The organism is Helicobacter sp. 11S03491-1 (assembly GCF_002272835.1).
Classification (GTDB): Bacteria; Campylobacterota; Campylobacteria; order Campylobacterales; family Helicobacteraceae; genus Helicobacter_J.
The window spans coordinates 264,463-282,741 of record NZ_MLAO01000001.1 but is presented as its reverse complement, the minus strand read 5'-3'; the positions used below and the strand labels follow the sequence as shown (position 1 = coordinate 282,741).

At 34.7% G+C, this 18,279-nt stretch carries 16 protein-coding genes; 11 read left to right on the top strand and 5 right to left on the bottom strand.

From position 1 onward, the window contains the following. The 4 genes from BKH45_RS01235 to BKH45_RS01220 form a co-directional block, all read right to left on the bottom strand. On the bottom strand, positions 1-1,374 hold a 1,374-nt coding region (locus BKH45_RS01235; RefSeq protein ID WP_143428363.1), incomplete at its 3' end, for a hypothetical protein. A 413-nt stretch (positions 1,375-1,787) separates the two neighbouring features. Further along, on the bottom strand, positions 1,788-2,462 hold the full coding sequence (locus tag BKH45_RS01230) for a YggS family pyridoxal phosphate-dependent enzyme (RefSeq protein ID WP_095273646.1): 675 nt from the start codon (positions 2,460-2,462) through the stop codon (positions 1,788-1,790). A 39-nt stretch (positions 2,463-2,501) separates the two neighbouring features. Then, positions 2,502-4,346 (bottom strand): menaquinone biosynthesis decarboxylase, encoded by a 1,845-nt coding sequence (locus tag BKH45_RS01225; protein ID WP_095273645.1) that lies wholly within the window; start codon positions 4,344-4,346, stop codon positions 2,502-2,504. A 72-nt stretch (positions 4,347-4,418) separates the two neighbouring features. Next, positions 4,419-4,913 carry a hypothetical protein gene (locus BKH45_RS01220; protein ID WP_095273644.1) on the bottom strand — a complete coding sequence of 165 codons (495 nt, stop codon included), beginning with the start codon at positions 4,911-4,913 and terminating at the stop codon, positions 4,419-4,421. A 171-nt stretch (positions 4,914-5,084) separates the two neighbouring features. Here BKH45_RS01220 and BKH45_RS01215 point away from each other — a divergent pair, with 171 nt between their 5' ends. From BKH45_RS01215 to xseA, 10 genes are all read left to right on the top strand, one after another. Continuing rightward, positions 5,085-7,172 (top strand): RNA degradosome polyphosphate kinase, encoded by a 2,088-nt coding sequence (locus BKH45_RS01215; RefSeq protein WP_095273643.1) that lies wholly within the window; start codon positions 5,085-5,087, stop codon positions 7,170-7,172. Between the two features lies 1 nt (position 7,173). Continuing rightward, positions 7,174-7,707, top strand: coding sequence for a gamma carbonic anhydrase family protein (locus BKH45_RS01210; RefSeq protein WP_095273642.1), 534 nt, complete (start codon positions 7,174-7,176; stop codon positions 7,705-7,707). Positions 7,708-7,772: 65 nt separating this feature from the next. Further along, positions 7,773-8,831, top strand: coding sequence for a quinone-dependent dihydroorotate dehydrogenase (locus BKH45_RS01205; RefSeq protein ID WP_095273641.1), 1,059 nt, complete (start codon positions 7,773-7,775; stop codon positions 8,829-8,831). A gap of 20 nt (positions 8,832-8,851) precedes the next feature. Then, entirely contained in the window at positions 8,852-10,144 is a 1,293-nt protein-coding gene (locus tag BKH45_RS01200; RefSeq protein WP_095273659.1) for a pitrilysin family protein, read from the top strand. A 10-nt stretch (positions 10,145-10,154) separates the two neighbouring features. Beyond that, the gene (gene dapA / locus BKH45_RS01195) at positions 10,155-11,036 is read left to right on the top strand and encodes a 4-hydroxy-tetrahydrodipicolinate synthase (RefSeq protein WP_095273640.1); all 882 of its coding nucleotides are present in this window, start codon (positions 10,155-10,157) and stop codon (positions 11,034-11,036) included. Next, a complete protein-coding gene (locus tag BKH45_RS01190; RefSeq protein WP_095273639.1) occupies positions 11,033-11,833 on the top strand; it encodes an enoyl-ACP reductase in 801 nt (266 codons plus the stop codon). The genes dapA and BKH45_RS01190 overlap by 4 nt, the downstream gene beginning before the upstream one ends. A gap of 78 nt (positions 11,834-11,911) precedes the next feature. Then, on the top strand, positions 11,912-12,604 hold the full coding sequence (locus BKH45_RS01185; RefSeq protein ID WP_095273638.1) for a hypothetical protein: 693 nt from the start codon (positions 11,912-11,914) through the stop codon (positions 12,602-12,604). Continuing rightward, positions 12,601-13,152: a CDP-diacylglycerol--glycerol-3-phosphate 3-phosphatidyltransferase gene (pgsA, locus tag BKH45_RS01180; RefSeq protein ID WP_095273637.1), complete on the top strand. Its 552-nt coding sequence runs from the start codon at positions 12,601-12,603 to the stop codon at positions 13,150-13,152. The genes BKH45_RS01185 and pgsA overlap by 4 nt, the downstream gene beginning before the upstream one ends. After that, a complete protein-coding gene (rseP, locus tag BKH45_RS01175) occupies positions 13,143-14,198 on the top strand; it encodes an RIP metalloprotease RseP (protein WP_095273636.1) in 1,056 nt (351 codons plus the stop codon). The genes pgsA and rseP overlap by 10 nt, the downstream gene beginning before the upstream one ends. Then, the gene (gene xseA, locus BKH45_RS01170) at positions 14,198-15,448 is read left to right on the top strand and encodes an exodeoxyribonuclease VII large subunit (RefSeq protein ID WP_095273635.1); all 1,251 of its coding nucleotides are present in this window, start codon (positions 14,198-14,200) and stop codon (positions 15,446-15,448) included. Before rseP ends, xseA begins: the two co-directional genes overlap by 1 nt. 31 nt (positions 15,449-15,479) lie before the next feature. On the opposite strand, the gene BKH45_RS01165 is transcribed toward xseA, so the two are convergent. Continuing rightward, positions 15,480-16,160, bottom strand: coding sequence for a hypothetical protein (locus BKH45_RS01165; RefSeq protein ID WP_095273634.1), 681 nt, complete (start codon positions 16,158-16,160; stop codon positions 15,480-15,482). Positions 16,161-16,226: 66 nt separating this feature from the next. Between BKH45_RS01165 and glyS the strand changes: the two genes are divergently transcribed. Next, positions 16,227-18,272, top strand: a complete 2,046-nt coding sequence (gene glyS / locus BKH45_RS01160) for a glycine--tRNA ligase subunit beta (RefSeq protein ID WP_343286787.1) — start codon at positions 16,227-16,229, stop codon at positions 18,270-18,272. Positions 18,273-18,279: the final 7 nt, after the last annotated feature.

The following is an 18,279-nucleotide window of genomic DNA, read 5'->3' as shown; positions in this document are numbered from 1 at the left end:
ATTTTCGAGTTTAGCACCCTTATCCAGAGAAATATTGCCTTTCCCGCCAACCCCACCGGTATTGTGGAGATTGATAGAGTGATCTTTCATGGCATAGCCATTTGTGCCATTGCCTGAGAAGGTGACGTCGGTATTTACTGAATTTACTTTGCCATAACCGAAAAATAGTGGAACAGATTGAGTAATATTCCCATCAAGTTCGCTATTTTTAAAAGTTAGTTTCGTTTCAATAGGTTGTCGGTTGACGGTTGCTGCTTGCTCAGATGCGCTATCACTGGTTGAATTTGTAGTTATATTCCCTTTCATTTTGGTATTATTGAAGGTTACATCCATTAAGCCTAACTCATTGGTGATATTCCCTTTCATAGCATAATCAGTACCGTCCTTGTTGCCGTCAAAAGTTACTTTAGTTTCATTTCTAGATCTTAATACTGTTTGGAATCTATAAGGAGTGTTAGAAATATTGCCATCTAGAGTAGAGTTTTTAAAATCAAGCGTTGTGTCCAAAGCAAGTATCCATACGTCGGCATTATTGGCTGTAGTAATATTCCCTACCATCTTAGAATTTTTAAAACTTGCCTTAAGTTTATTGCCATTGTTGGTCATACTGCCTGTTAGATTAGAATTATTATAATTGAGACTCAAAAAATGGGCATCAGTATTAGGGTTTGCCGGACTAATATTAACATTCCCTTTCATGTTGGCTTGATTGTTGAAGTTAAAGGTGGTTTGCCCTACAGTTTCAGAAATATTCCCTACATAGGCATAACCCTTCACGCTAGCATCAGAGTTACCCTGATAGTTCCCATTGAAACTGAATGAAGATGGATTGGAAAACCCACCCCCGGTATTGGTAAAATTCCCTTTCCATGCAGAATCTTTGAAATCAGCATTTATGGTAGATCCATTGCCAATGGTAATGCCGGAATTCATTTGAGCGATGGACTTATTGGCGTTAAACATGATGATTTTGTAAGCAGGATTGTAAAACCCTGTAGCCGTGATAGACTTTTCATCAGAAGTGGTATCCAGAGTATCGCTATAGGTCATTTTAACAGAAGCTACACCATTATTATCATAATTGATGCCAATACAAGCAGAACTTGATGAAGTGGAACAACCTGATTGTCCTAAGTTTGTCGGCGCTGCTAATACTTGGTTTGAAAAAGGCAAACTCAGAGCGCATAGGGCTACAGAGACTAAAGAAGAGAATCTTTTGATTCTGGGAGAAAGGGATTGGGTTGAGGAGTTATCGGATGTTAGAAGAGGATGGATAATGGGATTTTGAACCTGCGGGGTTGAAGATGAATCCGGATTTGCCCCCCCCCCCATAGGCGATAATATTAAATGCTTATTGTTGAAAGTACTTTTCATAACTATGGCTCCTTATGTGTTATTGATTTTAAAATTTCTGTAAAGCCTAAACGAAGCTTTTATTATTTTTTGGATGAAAAGCAATTAAAACAACTTTTAAATAAAAAATAGCTTAATTAATAATAAAATCAATTTTATTTTAGTGTCTATTAGAGAAATATTCTTGACAAATTATAGTTATTTTGATGATATTTTGGACAATTATAGTTATTTTAGAAAATAAATAATTTATATTTTAAATAAAATATTATTAAATAACATTGATTTTAAAATCTCAATAAATTTTATACCCTTAAACATTTATTTTGATATATTCTGACATTGGATTAGCATATTTTTAAAATATTGTATAAAAGATATTTTAGTCTTTATAAAGATAGATTTAGATTGGAGAAAAGAAAACAAAAAATAGATTATTTTTCAAACAAAATAGAACCGATGCGCACCATATTGGCTCCATAGGAAATAGCAATCTCAAAATCATTGCTCATCCCCATGGATAGGGTTTTTGCTCCATACGGAGAGAGTTTGTCAAAAATATCTTTTGTGAGGGCAAAGGAATCTTGTATTTTTGATATTTCTCGGGTGTGTGCCCCGATACTCATGAGTCCATCTAGCTCGATATTAGGGCAAGATTTGAGGATATCAAGATAAGTTTGTATAGCTTCTTGAGGTTTGAGACCACTTTTGGTGGGCTCATTTGAGGAGTTGATTTGTAAGAGTGCTTTGAGGGTGATATTCTCTCTGGCACATCGATTTTGGATAGCCAGGGCAAGTTTGAAAGAATCAAGAGAGTGCAATAAGGCGGGTCTGAGGGCAAGCAAGGCATTGATTTTGTTCTCTTGGAGAGTCCCTATCATATGCCATTGCAAGGGTAAATCATGGAGCGCTTGTGATTTTGTTTTGAGATCTTGGACTTTGTTTTCTCCAAAGCTACGTTGACCGCATTCATAAAGGGTTTGGATATCTTGGATACCGGAATATTTGGATACGCCTACAAGCCGGATAATTTGGTGTCTGCTATAAGCTATCCTTGCTTTTTCTATTCTGGAGATAACCTTATCGAGATTGTTTCTCAAAATATTCATTGGGCATCCTTATATGATTGTTTGGTTTTTCATCATTTTTTAGGTTTGGGGAGATTCGCAGATATGAAATCGTTTCATAAATCCTTCGGTAATATCTTGCAATAATCCCTTTTCTCTCAAAGACTCAATAACTTCCAAAGAGCAATCTGTTTCAAGAGGCCATTGTCTTTTGTAATGATCATATTCATTTTTGTCAGTAGCATCTACAAAAATCATATCTTTGTAAATAGCGATATCTCGTTTGGCATCGATATTGTTGGCAATTCTCCATACAAGCATATAGAGATTTGCTAAGTCATTTTTATTGGCATCTACAAAAATAACAATCCGCAAAGAGTTTTGTAATTTTTGCAAGCTATCACAGGCTTGTAAAATGCTGCGTTTAGATTTTTGGACACCAAGGATACAAATAGGGTTTTTGGTTTGAGTAAAATATTGCCTTAAAATAAGCGCTTCTTCCATGAGAGACTTGATGAGATGGAGTAACTCACAATCTGAATAAAGCTCAAAGTCTCTTTGGGCGCATTCATCACCATCACTGACATCAATGCCAAGCTTACCCCCCAGAGCGTATTGGGGAGAAGAATGATCGAGGGCATCACAAATACCCTCGCTAATAAGAATATTTTGCGTTGAGAAATGATTGAGGATATATTCGGTGATATTTTTATAATCTTGGAGTGGGGGGGCTTTTTCATCTACAAAAATAGCATGTTTGAGGAAACTCATTTGCCCCACTCCCCAAAAATTATGCATGATCTGCCTGGCATGGCCGGGGTATTGAGGGGCGATTTTTGCCAAAAGGAGATTATGAAAAACTCCATTTTCAGGCATATGATAATCAAGCAATCCATGGGCAGTGGTTTGAGATAAAGGCAAAAAAACTCTCTCAGTAAGATAGCCCATATATTTGTCTTCTAAGGGAGGTTTGCCCACCACGGTCGCAAGATAAATGGGGGATTTTTTGTGTGTGATCGCACTGACTTCCAGCACAGGATAGGGCTCAATAGGTGTATAAAATCCTGTATGATCTCCAAAAGGTCCCTCAAGCCTAATTTCATTGGGATCCACCCAACCTTCAATGACAATATCTGCATCATGAGGGACACAAAGAGGGTTGGTAATACATTTGGCGACTTTTGGACTTGCTGATTTGATAAAGCCATAAAGCATTAACTCATAGATGCCATAAGGGAGGGGCGCTTGCCCGCACCATGTATAGAGGGGATCTCCGCCAATCCCGATACTTACGGGCATTTTGATATTGTTTTTTTTGTATTCATGAAAAAAGTGATTGGAGTCTTTGTGGATTTGCCAATGGAGTCCCAGGTGATTTTTGTCATAAACTTGCAAGCGATACATGCCCAGATTTCTTTTTTTACCATCAAGACTTTGGGTATATACTTGTCCCATAGTGATAAAAGCTCCTCCATCTTTTTCCCATGTTGTAAGGATAGGCAAGTCAAAGAGATTGATAGATTCTTTGATGTGGATGATTTCTTGAGAGGGAGGAGTCTTTTTGATTTGTTTGGGTAGGGTGTGCCTTAGGGCAAAAAAATCCCTGAGTTGGGTAAAAATTCCTCTCCAGTTTTTGGGTGGGCTAAAGTGGATAAGTTTTTCTAGATGATCGGGGATATTTTGTATGGGTTGGTCAATGATAAGTTCCAGACGCGAATAAGAACCAAAAATATTCATCAAAACAGGGATATTAAAAGTTCTGTTATTTTTTTTGTCTATAGGGTGGGTGAATAATAAGGCTTTGCCCCCATTGGGTTTCTTGACTTCTAAATAGGCCAGATGAGGGATCTCTAAATAAATATCTAAAGGGGTCTGTATGATTTTTAATTCATCATGCTTTTGGAGTAATTCAACAAAATCTTCCATCACTCATCAATCCTCTTTGGTTTTTAATGAAAAGCTCAAAGGGATTGTAGCAAAATTAACAAAAATATTTCTTTAGAAAGACACACCGATAGTAACACCAAATCGATTCATATTGATTCGTCCAAGAGCGGTTGTTTTGGGTTTTTGATAAGAACCATCTAAGCCAACAGTTAGAGGGATAAGAGGTATTTTTACTTTGATACCATAGTTGAAAGAAACTGTATCTTTAAGCCCCACACCCCAAAAAGTAGAATAACTTGCTCCTATATAGGGAGTTAGAGGTAATATAGGCACTTCAAATCCAACAAGAGCACCAATTTGCATATTTTTATAAGCTGTACTCATGTGATTTGATTTTGTAATCACGTCGTATTTGAATTGGGGTGCCAATACGATACGTGAGACACCCAACCATACTCTAGCATAGCCGCCATAGGTGAAATCATTCTTGTCGCTTTTTTGATAACTTAGATTCGCGCCTATTTCAGGGCTGATTTGATAATTACCAATCCCAATTCCAAATAGACTTGTAGCAGTAATTAGCAACGCTAAAGTTACTTTTTTCATTTTTTATCCTTTTATTTTTGGGTATTTAATCTTGAAAGTATATCGGATTTTTTTGCAATCCTAAAAATTTTAAATAATGTTATTTTTGATTTTTGCAATATTTTGCAATCGATTCTCAGTTTTTAGATAGAATGCCGGAAGTTGCATAAAAATTTATTTTAAGGAGAAGATATGGAACTTTCTGATCCAAAAATGTTTTTTAATCGAGAGCTTTCATGGCTTAAGTTTAATACAAGAGTGTTGAATGAAGCCCACAATGAATCTTTGCCTTTATTGGAGAGATTGAAATTCTTAGCTATTTATGGCACAAATTTAGATGAATTTTATATGATTCGGGTAGCGGGATTGAAGCGGTTGTATGCAAGCGGTATTGCAGAAACCGGTGCAGATAAATTGACACCTTCCGAACAACTCAAGCATATTCGGGATTATTTGCACCAAGAACAAAGCTTTTTAAAATCTCTCTTTGATACAATTAAATCTCAATTGGCAAAATCAGGTCTCATCATCAAGAATTTTTCTGAATTAAGCAAAACTCAAAAATCAGGCATTAAAGATTATTTTCAAAGCTATCTTTATCCTATTATTGTCCCTATTGTTGTGGATTCTACTCATCCTTTCCCACACCTCAACAGCCTTAGTTTTGGTATCGCCCTCAAGCTTAAGGGTGAGGAAGATGATGAAATCAAATACGGGATGATACGAATCCCTAGAGTTTTGACAAGGTTTATAGAAATTGAAAAGGGCTTGTTTGTCCCTGTTGAAACAATCGTAGGGGAGTTTGCAGGGGATTTATTTGAAGGGTATGAGTTGATAAGTTATATTCCTTTTAGAGTTACGCGTAATGCTGATATTGAAATAGAAGAAGATGAAGCAGATGATTTTATTGAACTCATGAGTGAAGGGCTAAAAGCAAGAAAAAAAGGTGAAATAGTCAGGCTTGAAGTGGGATCAGGGGATGAAAATTTGCTTGAATTTGTTAAAAAACAAATTGTGGTTACAAAAGAAGATATTTATGAAAGCAAGATCCCCTTAAATCTAAGCACATTTTGGGAACTTGTTGCATGCAAAGATTTTGCTTATTTAACAAGTACTCCTTTTAATCCCAAAATACTTCCTCCTCTGGATTGTCCAAGCTCAATTTTTGATATTATTGATAAACAAGATGTGATGGTGTTTCACCCTTATGAAAGCTTTGATTCTGTTGTGAAATTTATCCAAAGCGCAGCAAAAGATCCTGATGTACTCTCTATACGAATGACTTTGTATCGAGTGGGCAAAAATTCTCCGATTGTCAAAGCTCTTACAGAAGCAGCAGAAAACAAACAAGTAACTGTTCTTGTGGAATTAAAAGCCAGATTTGATGAAGAAAATAATTTGCATTGGGCTAAGGCACTTGAATCTGCAGGAGCTCATGTTATTTATGGTGTGCCTAAATTAAAAGTGCATGCAAAGGTGGCTTTAGTCATTAAAAAAATAGGGGACAAACTCCATGAATATGTCCATCTTAGCACGGGGAATTATAATAGTATTTCTGCAAAAATTTATACAGATGTGAGTTTATTTACTTCAAACAAAGAAATTGCAAATGATGTTATCAAACTTTTTCATTCTTTATCAACAGGGACTTCTCATAAAACCGAGTTGAATGTTTTATGCTTAGCACCTTTGCAAATAAAATCCAAAATTCTTTCTTTGATAGAAAATGAAATTGCCCAGGCCACAGAGGGCAGGATTATTCTTAAGGCTAACTCTCTTGTAGATGCAGATATTATTAAAAGTCTTTATAAAGCTTCAAGGGCAGGAGTCAAGATTGATTTGATTATTAGAGGAATTTGTTGTTTGAGACCGGGCGTAAAAGGATTTAGCGAAAATATCCGTGTATTTTCTATCATAGGAAAATACCTTGAACATGCCAGGATTTATTATTTTAAACATGCCTTGCCTCAAATATATTTTTCAAGCGCAGATTTAATGCCCAGAAATCTTGAACGCAGGGTTGAACTCCTAACCCCCTCTACTTCGCCATTTATGACACAAAGATTATTGGAAATTTTAAATATTCAACTCCAAGATAATATTCAAAATCATGAGCTTGGAGAAGATGGGGAATATTATAAAATCTATTCAAAAGAGGAATCTTTTAGCTCTCAAGTTATTTATGAGGAATATACTAATGAGCTTTATAATGCTGATAAAAATGAACAAGAACATTTTAAAGCCAGAAAAATTTTAGAAAAAATAAAAGGAGATTTGTAAAATGAAAGGCAATATAATTGGTTTCAATCAAAACACCCCGCAGATCCATGCTTCTGCAATTGTTTTTGAGGGAGTCCAAATTATTGGGAATGTATCTGTTGAGCAAGAATGCAGTTTATGGTTTGGTTGTGTGCTAAGAGGAGATGTCAATTCTATCAAAATTGGAGCCGGAAGCAATATTCAAGATCTCAGCATCATTCATGTTGCTTATGAAAATGAACATGGCGGGGGCGTAGAGATTGGAGAGGATGTTACCATTGGGCATAATTGCGTTATCCATGCTTGCACAATTAAAAATCTTTGTTTGATAGGCATGGGAAGCATCATTATGGATGATGCTTGCATTGGAGAGATGAGTATTGTTGGGGCAGGGAGTTTGGTTACCAAAGGCAAGGTATTTCCTCCAAAAAGTTTGATATTAGGCAATCCGGCAAAATTAATACGTGTTTTGAATGAAAATGAGATTCAAAGTATTCAAGTTTCCGCTAATGAATATGTAAAATTAGCCAAAGCTTATCAGAAAAACTCACTCTAAGTTATTTTTCCTTAAATATTTTTTGAGTAAAATAATTTGGTTTGTAAAAATAATTAAGGTTATGAATGTCTGCATATAAGAGAATACGTAATATTTTGTTTAAATTTGATCCTGAAATTATTCATAGCATAACTGAAACTTTGCTTCAAAAGGCATCTTCTTTGAGTTTGGTCCAAGAGATTTTGATAAAAAATTTTTGTTATGAGAGTGAAAAATTACACAATAATATTTGCGGGTTGAACTTTTATAATCCTGTGGGGTTAGCTGCAGGGTTTGATAAAAATGCCACATTAATTCAAGGCATGGGTGCTTTGGGGTTTGGATTTTTGGAGATTGGAAGTGTTACTAAAAATGCTCAAAAAGGCAATCCTAAGCCAAGACTATTTCGTCATGTAGAAGAAGAAAGTATTCAAAATGCGATGGGTTTCAACAATCAGGGTTCTCAAAAAATTGCTTCAAGACTTGCAAAATCTTATCCTTTCGTGTTACCTATTGGGATAAATCTGGGGAAAAATAAATCTATACCAATAGAAGATACTTTGAAAAATTATGAAGAAGTACTAAAAGATTTTTTGAGTTTGGGAGATTATTATGTTTTTAATCTTTCCTCGCCAAATACCCCTAATTTGAGAGATTTGCAAAATACTACTTTTGTAGGAGAACTTTTTTTGATGGCTAGAGAATATACGAGTAAGCCTTTATTTTTAAAAATCTCTCCGGATATGCCAATAGATTCGCTGCTTGAAGTGTGTCAAAAGGCTATTGATAGTGGTGGGAGCGGGATTATAGCGACAAATACAACTATTGACTATTCTTTGGTTTGTTCTCCAAAGAATATAGGGGGGATTAGCGGGGGAGCTTTGAGGAATAAAAGCGCGGAGATATTTAAAGAACTTGCTAAAGTTTTTTTTGACAAAACGATTCTAATTTCTGCAGGAGGCATTGATAGCGGGGAAGAAGCCTATAAAAGGATTAAAATGGGAGCTTCTTTGGTGCAAGTTTATACGGGATTGATTTTTAAAGGACCTTGTTTGTGTAAAAATATCAATCATGAAATTGAGGAGCTTTTGAATAAAGATGGATTTTTAAGTTTAAAAGAGGCTATAGGAGTAGATTTGAAGTGAAAAATGTATTTTTTATTTTAATGAGTTTAGGAGTGATTATGAGTAATTTGAATGCAAAAGTGCATACGTCTCTTCCGAAGTATGAGCAAATACAGCTTGAAAATGGATTGCAAGTTGTTGTTGTGCCGATGAAAAATGGAAGTGGTGTGATTGAAACAGATGTTTTTTATAAGGTGGGATCCAGGAATGAAACTATGGGTAAAAGTGGCATTGCCCATATGCTAGAACATCTGAATTTCAAATCCAGCAAACATCTCAAGAGTGGTGAGTTTGACGAAATTGTTAAAAAATTTGGAGGGCTTAGTAATGCTTCTACGGGGTTTGATTATACGCGCTATTTTATTAAATCCAGCAACACGAATTTAGATAAATCATTGGAATTATTTGCTGAATTGATGGCAAATTTATCTCTAAAAGAAGATGAATTTTTGCCTGAACGCAATGTGGTTGCTGAAGAAAGGAGGTGGAGAACAGACAATTCTCCCACAGGATACTTGTATTTTAGATTTTTCAATACAGCCTTCATCTATCACCCCTATCATTGGACACCTATTGGATTTATGGAAGATATTCAAAATTGGAATATTGAAGATATTCGTAATTTTCACTCAATCTATTACCAACCCAAAAATGCCCTTATTTTGGTAGCAGGAGATATTGATCCGCAATTGGTTTTTCAAAGTGCTAAAAAACATTTTTCTAAAATAAAAAATACAATTACTAAAATTCCTGAAGTTTATATGCAAGAGCCCAAGCAAGATGGAGCAAGAGATGGGATTGTCCATAAAGATACCCAAGTGCAGTGGTTAGCACTAGGCTATAAAATCCCGAATTTTGCACATAAAGATCAAGTAGCCCTAAGTGCTATCGCTGATTTACTCAGTAGCGGGAAAAGTAGTTTGCTTCAAAGTGAATTGGTTGATAAAAAAAGATTAGTTTCTCAAATTTATGCCTATAACATGGACTTGAAAGATAAGGGCGTATTTTTATTTATCGCAGGGGCAAATGAGGGCATTGATGCCCAAATAGTTAAAAAAGAAATTATTACTCTGATTGATCAGCTAAAAAAGGGTAAAATTACCCAAGCCCAACTTGATAAAATTAAACTCAATTCCAGGGCAAGTTTTATCTATAGCCTGGAAGATTCATCAAGTGTTGCTGCACTTTTTGGAAGTTATTTTGCAAGAGGGGATATTCAACCGTTGCTAACTTATGAGGAAGCATTTGATGCCTTGAGTATCCAAGATATTCAAAAAGTAGCTAATAAATATTTTGTTGATTCTGCTTCAACGACGCTTATATTGAAAAAATAGGAGCTAAAGTATGCTAAATGGTGCTATGAGTGCTTTAATTACGCCTTTTAAAAATTCTATGATTGATGAGGTAACTTATGAATACCTTATTAAAAGACAAATCAAATATGGCATGGATGCCTGTGTGCCTGTGGGAACTACCGGAGAATCTGCTACCCTTACACACAAAGAACACATGCGGTGTATAGAGATCGTATTAGAAGTTTGCAAGGGCAGTGGAGTAAAGGTTTTAGCCGGCGCAGGGAGTAACTCAACAGCTGAGGCTATTGAATTGGCAAAATTTGCTCAAAAAAGTGGCGCTGATGGAATTTTGTGCGTAAGTCCTTATTATAATAAACCCAGTCAAGAGGGGATTTACCAACATTATAAAGCTGTGGCACAATCTGTTGAAATTCCCTTAATGCTTTATAATGTTCCCGGTCGTACAGGAGTGAGTATTGAGGTGCAAACAGCCATCAGACTTTTTAAGGATGTTAAAAATATTTTTGCTATCAAAGAAGCTGCAGGCTCCATGGAGAGAATTATTGAGTTAAACCAAAATGCAAGTCAGATAGAGATTTTTAGCGGTGAAGATGCCATTAATTATCCTATCTTGGCAAATGGAGGGAGGGGCGTTATTTCTGTAACCGGAAACTTGTTGCCTAATAAAATTGTAGAACTTACAAAATCTGCTTTAAATGGGGATATGACTCATTCTAAAAGAATTAATAATGAACTTTATGATATAAATAGGGTTTTATTTTGTGAAAGCAATCCTATTCCAATCAAAGCCGGAATGTATTTATCCGGACTAATTGATAGTTTGGAATATCGCCTGCCTTTGGTAGCGCCAAGCAAAGAACACATGAAATTAATTGAAAAAACTTTACAAAACTATGAGGTGTTAAAATGACGAGTTTGCAAAATACAACAAATTATATGAGAGGGAAGACTTTGGTTATAAGTGGGGCTACCAGGGGGATTGGTAAAGCTATTCTTTATAGATTTGCTCAAAATGGTGTTAATATTGCCTTTACTTATAACAAAAACGAACAAGAGGCACAAAATATCGCTCAAGATGTAGAGGCAAAATATTCCATCAAAGCAAAATATTATCCCTTGAATGTGCTTGAACCTGAGCAATACGTTGAATTGTTTAAAAAAATTGACCAAGATTTTGAAAGGGTCGATTTTTTTGTTTCTAATGCGATTATTTATGGGAAATCAGTTGCCGGAGGGTTTGCTCCTTTTATGAGATTGAAACCCAGGGGATTGAATAATATTTATACAGCCACTGTTCTTGCCTTTGTAGTGGGTGCTCAAGAGGCTGCTAAACGCATGAAAGAAGCCGGAGGAGGAGCTATTGTTTCTCTCAGCTCTACAGGTAATCTTGTGTATATGCCAAATTATGCAGGGCATGGGAATTCTAAGAATGCTGTTGAAACAATGGTGAAATATGCTGCTGTTGAATTGGGTGAATATAGTATCCGAGTGAATGCTGTGAGTGGGGGACCTATTGATACAGATGCCCTCAGGGCATTCCCTGATTATATCCAGATCAAAGCTGCTGTTGAAAATCAATCTCCCCTCAATCGTATGGGGACTCCGGAAGATTTGGCAGGGGCTGTTTTCTTTTTGTGTGATGATACACAAAGTGCTTGGCTAACAGGTCAGACTATTGTTATTGATGGGGGCACTACATTTAAGTAATTTTATACACACAAAAAAGGCAATCTTTGAGTGAATTTTGATAAAATAAATTTATTTTATAATTTTTAAGGTAAGCAAATGGATAAGATTATTACTTTGCATATTCAAGATACTCCCCAACTAAGGATTGCAAGAAATTTTTTGATCATAAGTGTATTGATTTATATGCTAAGTTCTCTAATTTATTTTTTATTTTTATTAAATCAGAAAATGATTACTCTAACGCCACTTATTATTGTATCTTTTATTCTCAATATGTTTGGGATTTATAAATTATCCAAACTTGGTAGAAATATCAGGTTGTTTAAATATTATATGTTTTTAGTGCTAGGGAGTATTCTTTATACATTGATAATGGCTCTGCTTTCTAAAATATTTTTGGATACTTGGAATTTTGATTTGACTATGCTGCATTTAGAATCTTCACAAGATAAGGGAACTTTGGATTGGTTGAGAGTGCTTATAGGTTTTTTAATGATGGGGTATGTTTTATTATATTTTTATTGTATTTATAAAATTGCTTCGGAGCTTACAGGTTTGAGTGGGGATAAACTTTTTTTGACGGGCTATAAAATAGTGGCTTTTTGTTTTGTTTTGGTAGGGATTGGTTTGTTGTTGCTTACATTTTCTGTTGGATTTGCCAAAATTTTGATGACATTTGGAGGGATTGGGATGATTGGGGGATTTTTTGTGTTTATAAGCGGGTTTTTTAGACTCAAGCAAATTACTTATTCTATCCCCTATCAAGTATGCAATGAGGATAAAACTTGAAGAATTTGCCAAATGTTTTAACCATTTCCAGAATATTTTTATCTGTTTTTTTATTAATTTTTATTTTGCATGGAGATATTATTTTCCCTCAATGGATGCATAAAAGTTGGATAAATTATTTTTCTTGTTTGATTTTTTGTATTGCTTCTTTGACAGATTTCTTTGATGGATATATTGCAAGAAATTACCATTCAAAATCCGTATTTGGAGAGGTCTTTGATCCTTTGGCGGACAAAATGCTTATATTAAGTGCCTTTATAGGGCTTTTGGTAATCAATAGAGCAAATCCTTGGGCAGTGTTTATTATCCTTAGTCGTGAATTTTTTATTACAGGACTTCGCGTAGTGGTTGCCGGTAGCGGTAAAAGAGTGGGGGCAAATATGCTTGGGAAATACAAAACAGGTATCCAGATTTTGGCGATTGCATTTTTGTTGGCAAACTTTTTTCCGGGGGGAGAAATATTGCTTTGGATAGCGACTTTTGCTACTCTATACTCAGGAGGAGATTACGCATTAAGATACTATAAGAGCATGAAAATATGTGGCTGATTTTAGCGCTTCTTATTTTGTCTTTTTTGGTATTTTTTCATGAGTTGGGGCATTTTTTGGTCGCCAAAATCTTTGGCGTTCATGTTGAGGTTTTTAGCATAGGTTTTGGCAAAAAAATTTTGAGTAAGACTTATGGAGGCACTCAATATGCTATCTCTATAATCCCACTTGGAGGTTATGTAAAATTAAAAGGGCAAGATGATGCCAATCCATTGGCATTCAATGGCGACAAAAACAGCTATAGCACAAAAAATCATTTTCAAAAAATATCTATTCTTTTAGCAGGTCCTGTTTTTAACTTTGTTTTGGCTTTTTTGATTTATGTAAGCGTTGGGATACTTGGACAAAAAGCAATATTACCTATCGTAGGAGGAGTCCAACCAAATATGCCTGCTGCTAAGAGTTTGTTAAATGAAAATGATTTTATTTTGTCTGTGAATGACAAAAAAGTCAAAACTTGGCAAGAATTAAATCAGGCAATTATGGATGCAAAAGGAAATATCCATATTGTTTTTCAAAGAAATGGGAAAATAATGGACACAAAGATTGTGCCTAAAATTATGGAATCTAAAAATATTTTTGGAGAAAAAATTCAAAGAAATTTCATCGGTATTGTGTCTAAAGGCGAGATAGGAATTATAAGCTATGATTTTTTTGACTCTATTGTTTATGCTTATCATCAAACATTTCAAGCAAGCAAAATGATTTTAGAAGGTATCGAAAAAATGATTTCCGGTATTGTGTCTGTAAGTGAGGTAGGTGGGGTGATCAGCATTTTAAGCTTCATCTCACAAGCATCTCAAAACGGTATGGTTACGCTGTTGATTTTGGTGGCACTAATATCAGTAAATTTAGGAGTTTTGAATTTATTGCCTATCCCTGCTCTTGATGGAGGGCAGATTTTGTTTAATCTTTATGAACTCTTCACAAGAAGAAAAATCTCTGAAAATAGCCTTTATTACTTGACAATTTTTGGGTGGATCTTATTGATTGGGCTCATGGGGTTAGGGATTTATAATGATATTCATCGTTTGGTAATGCAGTAATGGATTCCAGGATTGTCAGTGTAAGTGAAGTGAATTCTCAAATTAAATCACTGATGGAAACTACATTTTTGAATATAAGTGTAGAAGGAGAAATTAGCAACCTGACTAAGCATACAAGCGGGCATATTTATTTTAGCCTTAAAGATGAAAACTCTGCAATTAAATGCGTAATGTTTAAAGGAAATACAAGTAGCTTAAAATTTGATCTTCAAAGAGGGCAAAAAATCGTTGTTCATGGTGGATTGAGTGTTTATATCCCCAGAGGAGAATATCAAATTATTTGCAAAAATATCCAACCAAGCGGTATAGGAGCATTAAGTCTGGCTTATGATCAACTTAAAAAAAAGTTGCAAGATAAAGGCTATTTTGATAAAGATAATAAAAAAGAACTTCCCTTATTTCCCAAAAAAATTGCTTTATTGACTTCAAGTACAGGGGCAGCCCTACAAGATATGTTGCGTGTGGGAACAAATCGATGGGGATTGGTCAAAATGGTCGTTATCAATACTTTGGTACAAGGGGAAGGGGCAAAGGATGATATTGTTAAAAATATCCAATATGCAGATAGTTTTTATGGGAGTCCTGAAGCCTTTGATATAATTGTTATTGCCAGAGGCGGGGGGAGTATGGAGGACTTATGGGCGTTTAATGAAGAAATACTTGCAGATGCTATTTTTAAAGCCAAAACTCCAATTGTTTCAGCGATCGGTCATGAGGTTGATTTTGTAATAAGTGATTTTGTTGCAGATTTGCGAGCGCCTACGCCTTCAGCTTGTATGGAAATGATTTTGCCCGATAGAGAAGAATGGCTTATGCGTCTGGATGAGATAGAAAATCTATTGTATTCTCAAATGCAAAATATTTTTTATCAAAAACAACATCATCTTAAAATACTTCATGATGGGCTTAAGCAAGTGAGTTATGAAGCAAAATTTGAAAAAAATATTCATGAGATTCTTGAATTAAAAAATTATCTCAATAAGAGTTTTCAAAATATTTTATATGCAAAATCTCAAACTCTTTCGTCCTTGCATTTTGATTCTGTCATGGAATATTTCTTTTTGATAAAGATAAAATTACTTAAAGAATTACAGCTACTCATTGAGGGGAAAAATCCAAAGAATTTCATCTCTTCCGGATATGCCCAAATTTTACATGAAGGTAAAATTAGCCCTCTCTCATCTCTGCAAAAAGATGATGTCATTGAGCTTATAGACACGAATATACAACTCAATGCTCAAATTCTTTAAGAAACAAAATTTTAGATTATTAAAATGAAAATTAAGGTTCGGGCATAATAAAGATTTTCTCTTGTTTCTTGGAGGGCGTATTTTTTGTTTTTTTGAGTTCTTGAATTGCATTTTTAATACCTTGATTTTTGTTCTCAAGCTCAATTTTTAATGTATTGTTGTGAGTCTTGGTATATTTAGGGATGTAGTTACGCAGTTTAAGGACTTTAATTTTGATGTCTTGATAATAAGATTCTGCAGATTCGTTATTGCGTTTGCTTTTTTCCCAACTGAATCCTTTGTTATAAGATTTGATAATGTTTTTATAATTACCTTTGCGTGTTTTTTGCCAAAAAAGCAAGTTGTCTAAAGCAACTTTTGAGGCAAACTCATGATCGCGCATCAAGAGCTCTCCAACAAGATTGCGTATAAAACTTGTATCTTTGTATTTGCTATATTTTTTGATCACTCCGGGTATATGGGCATGATAAATCCCTGCACTTGGATCGGAAAAATTGACAAGATATTCCCCTGCGCAAGATTCTTGCCATGCAATAGCAGCCATTGTGTAGCCAAGCCCTTTGGACGCTCCATAGTTATAAGCATATAATATTACTTTTTGTTGTTGAGGACTAAAATCTTTTGGTTCAATGCATTTTCCTATAACTTTGTCAAGAGGGATTTGCGCATAGGTAAAAGTAATTAAAGAAAATATTAAAAATATTCGAATCAATCAGTGCCTTTAATTTAGTATTTTGGTAAAATGCGCTCAAAGTATTATACAGATAAAGGAATAATTTTGGATACAAAAAATTTATTGGTAGAAATTCTTGTTGAAGAACTCCCTGCTATTCCATTTTTGAAAGAATTTCCAAATATCGCACGCAAATGGCAAGAGAGTGCTTTAAATTATGATTTGAAAAGTAATCCTACTCTATTTTATACACCTAGACGTATCGTGGTGCTGGATAATTTTTTTCCGGCAAAAACACAAGAAAAAAAAGAAGAATTTTTTGGACCTCCTGTTGGTATTGGCTATATTGATGGGGATATAACAAAGGGTTTGAGTAAGGCAGGAGAGAGTTTTTGTAGAAAATGCCAAGGAGATCCTAAAGAATTAAGTAGAGTTATAAAAGGGGATAAAGAGGTTTTGTATTTTTCCAAACAAAAACAGGGGGTTTTTGCTCAAGATGTTTTGGGACAAATTGTGTTGGGATTTATTGAAAGTTTGAATTTTGGAAAATCAATGCGTTGGGGATCATTATCAGAGAGTTTTATACGACCTATTAGAAATATTTGTGTATTTTTTGGAACACAAAATGTCCCTATAAAAGCCTATGGTTTTGAAGGGAAAGGGGCTACAAAAGTCCATACAAATGTGAGTTTTGAATGGATAAAAATAACAAGCATTCCTCAATATCTCCAAACTCTTCAAGAAGGATTTGTTATCCTCTCTCAAGAAGAACGTAGAAAAAAAATTCTTGATGAAATAGCCCAAATTGAAAAAATCAAAAATATTCAAGTTGAAATTGATGGAGATCTTCTTGATGAGATTGTGAGTATTACAGAGTATCCAAGTGCGCTGTATGGAGAATTTGAAGAAAGATTCTTAGAGCTTCCCCAAGAAGTTATTATCACATCAATGAAAGAAAATCAACGCTATTTTGCTGTGCGTAAAAATGGTATGCTCCATCATGGATTTATTGTGATAAGCAATGCCACAACATCAGATACAAGTAAAATTGTTTCAGGGAATCAAAAAGTTCTTAGGGCTCGTCTTGATGATGCAATGTTTTTTTATCATAATGATTTAAAAGTGGGTCTTGATCCTGAGAGATTAAGGGAAATTAGCTTTGTTGAGGGACTGGGAAGTATGAGTGATAAGGTCGTGCGTGAAAAGAAAATTGCACTCTACCTCACTCAAAAATACCAAGCAATCCTCAATCTTCCTTTAGCCAAAGAAATGATGGAGGAAACACTCAGTATCGCCAAGGCAGATTTAATGAGCGAAATGGTGTATGAATTTCCTGAACTTCAAGGGCTTATGGGGTATTATTATGCTAAGGCAGAAGGCAGAGATATGCGTATTTGCACAGCTATTAAAGAGCAATATTTGCCAAATAAAGAAGAATCTTTATTGCCTACAGAATTATTTGGAGCCATTGTAGCCATGGCAAATAAGCTTGATAGCATTTTTGCGCTTTTTAGTATTGGCAAAATCCCTACCGGCTCCAGAGATCCTTTTGCACTTAGACGTGCAAGCAGTGGGGTAATAAAAATTATTTTAGATAGAAATATTGCATTTGATTTGGATAAAGATTTAAGAAACCTTTATGAGATAGGAGGGTATGCATCTTTAGATATCAGTAAGATTAGAGATTTTTTTATAGAACGTCTTGAGGGGATCTTGATGCTTAATCCTTCTATTTTAAGAAGTGTATTGGGTAGTCATGAATATGATGTAGGGGCAATCATAGCTAAAGCTAGAGCTTTAAATAATTTTTTTGAGAAATCAGATAAAGAAGCTTTTATTAGCACATTTAGACGGGTTGCCAATATTACAAAAGATATGCAATCTGTTCAACAAATCAATACAAATCTCTTAAGATTACCTCAAGAATTACAACTTTATCAAGCTTATAAAGAAATTTTTCATAAAATATTTGATAATATTGAAGAAAAAATTCAAGCATTATTTTCACTTAAGAAGCCCCTGGATGATTTTTTTCTAAATGTGATGGTTAATGACACTCATAAAGACATTAGAGAAAATCGTAAAAATTTGATTTTTAATATTTATCAAAAATTTTTAGAAGTGGGGGATATTAAAGAAATTGCGTTTTAAATGGTGT

What these genes read in the sequence shown, in the direction of transcription:
- BKH45_RS01230 (WP_095273646.1), bottom strand. Translation starts at nt 2,462, where the DNA reads ATGAATATTTTGAGAAACAATCTCGATAAGGTTATCTCCAGAATAGAA.
- BKH45_RS01225 (WP_095273645.1), bottom strand. Translation starts at nt 4,346, where the DNA reads ATGGAAGATTTTGTTGAATTACTCCAAAAGCATGATGAATTAAAAATC.
- BKH45_RS01220 (WP_095273644.1), bottom strand. Translation starts at nt 4,913, where the DNA reads ATGAAAAAAGTAACTTTAGCGTTGCTAATTACTGCTACAAGTCTATTT.
- BKH45_RS01215 (WP_095273643.1), top strand. Translation starts at nt 5,085, where the DNA reads ATGGAACTTTCTGATCCAAAAATGTTTTTTAATCGAGAGCTTTCATGG.
- BKH45_RS01210 (WP_095273642.1), top strand. Translation starts at nt 7,174, where the DNA reads ATGAAAGGCAATATAATTGGTTTCAATCAAAACACCCCGCAGATCCAT.
- BKH45_RS01205 (WP_095273641.1), top strand. Translation starts at nt 7,773, where the DNA reads ATGTCTGCATATAAGAGAATACGTAATATTTTGTTTAAATTTGATCCT.
- BKH45_RS01200 (WP_095273659.1), top strand. Translation starts at nt 8,852, where the DNA reads ATGAGTTTAGGAGTGATTATGAGTAATTTGAATGCAAAAGTGCATACG.
- dapA (WP_095273640.1), top strand. Translation starts at nt 10,155, where the DNA reads ATGCTAAATGGTGCTATGAGTGCTTTAATTACGCCTTTTAAAAATTCT.
- BKH45_RS01190 (WP_095273639.1), top strand. Translation starts at nt 11,033, where the DNA reads ATGACGAGTTTGCAAAATACAACAAATTATATGAGAGGGAAGACTTTG.
- BKH45_RS01185 (WP_095273638.1), top strand. Translation starts at nt 11,912, where the DNA reads ATGGATAAGATTATTACTTTGCATATTCAAGATACTCCCCAACTAAGG.
- rseP (WP_095273636.1), top strand. Translation starts at nt 13,143, where the DNA reads ATGTGGCTGATTTTAGCGCTTCTTATTTTGTCTTTTTTGGTATTTTTT.
- xseA (WP_095273635.1), top strand. Translation starts at nt 14,198, where the DNA reads ATGGATTCCAGGATTGTCAGTGTAAGTGAAGTGAATTCTCAAATTAAA.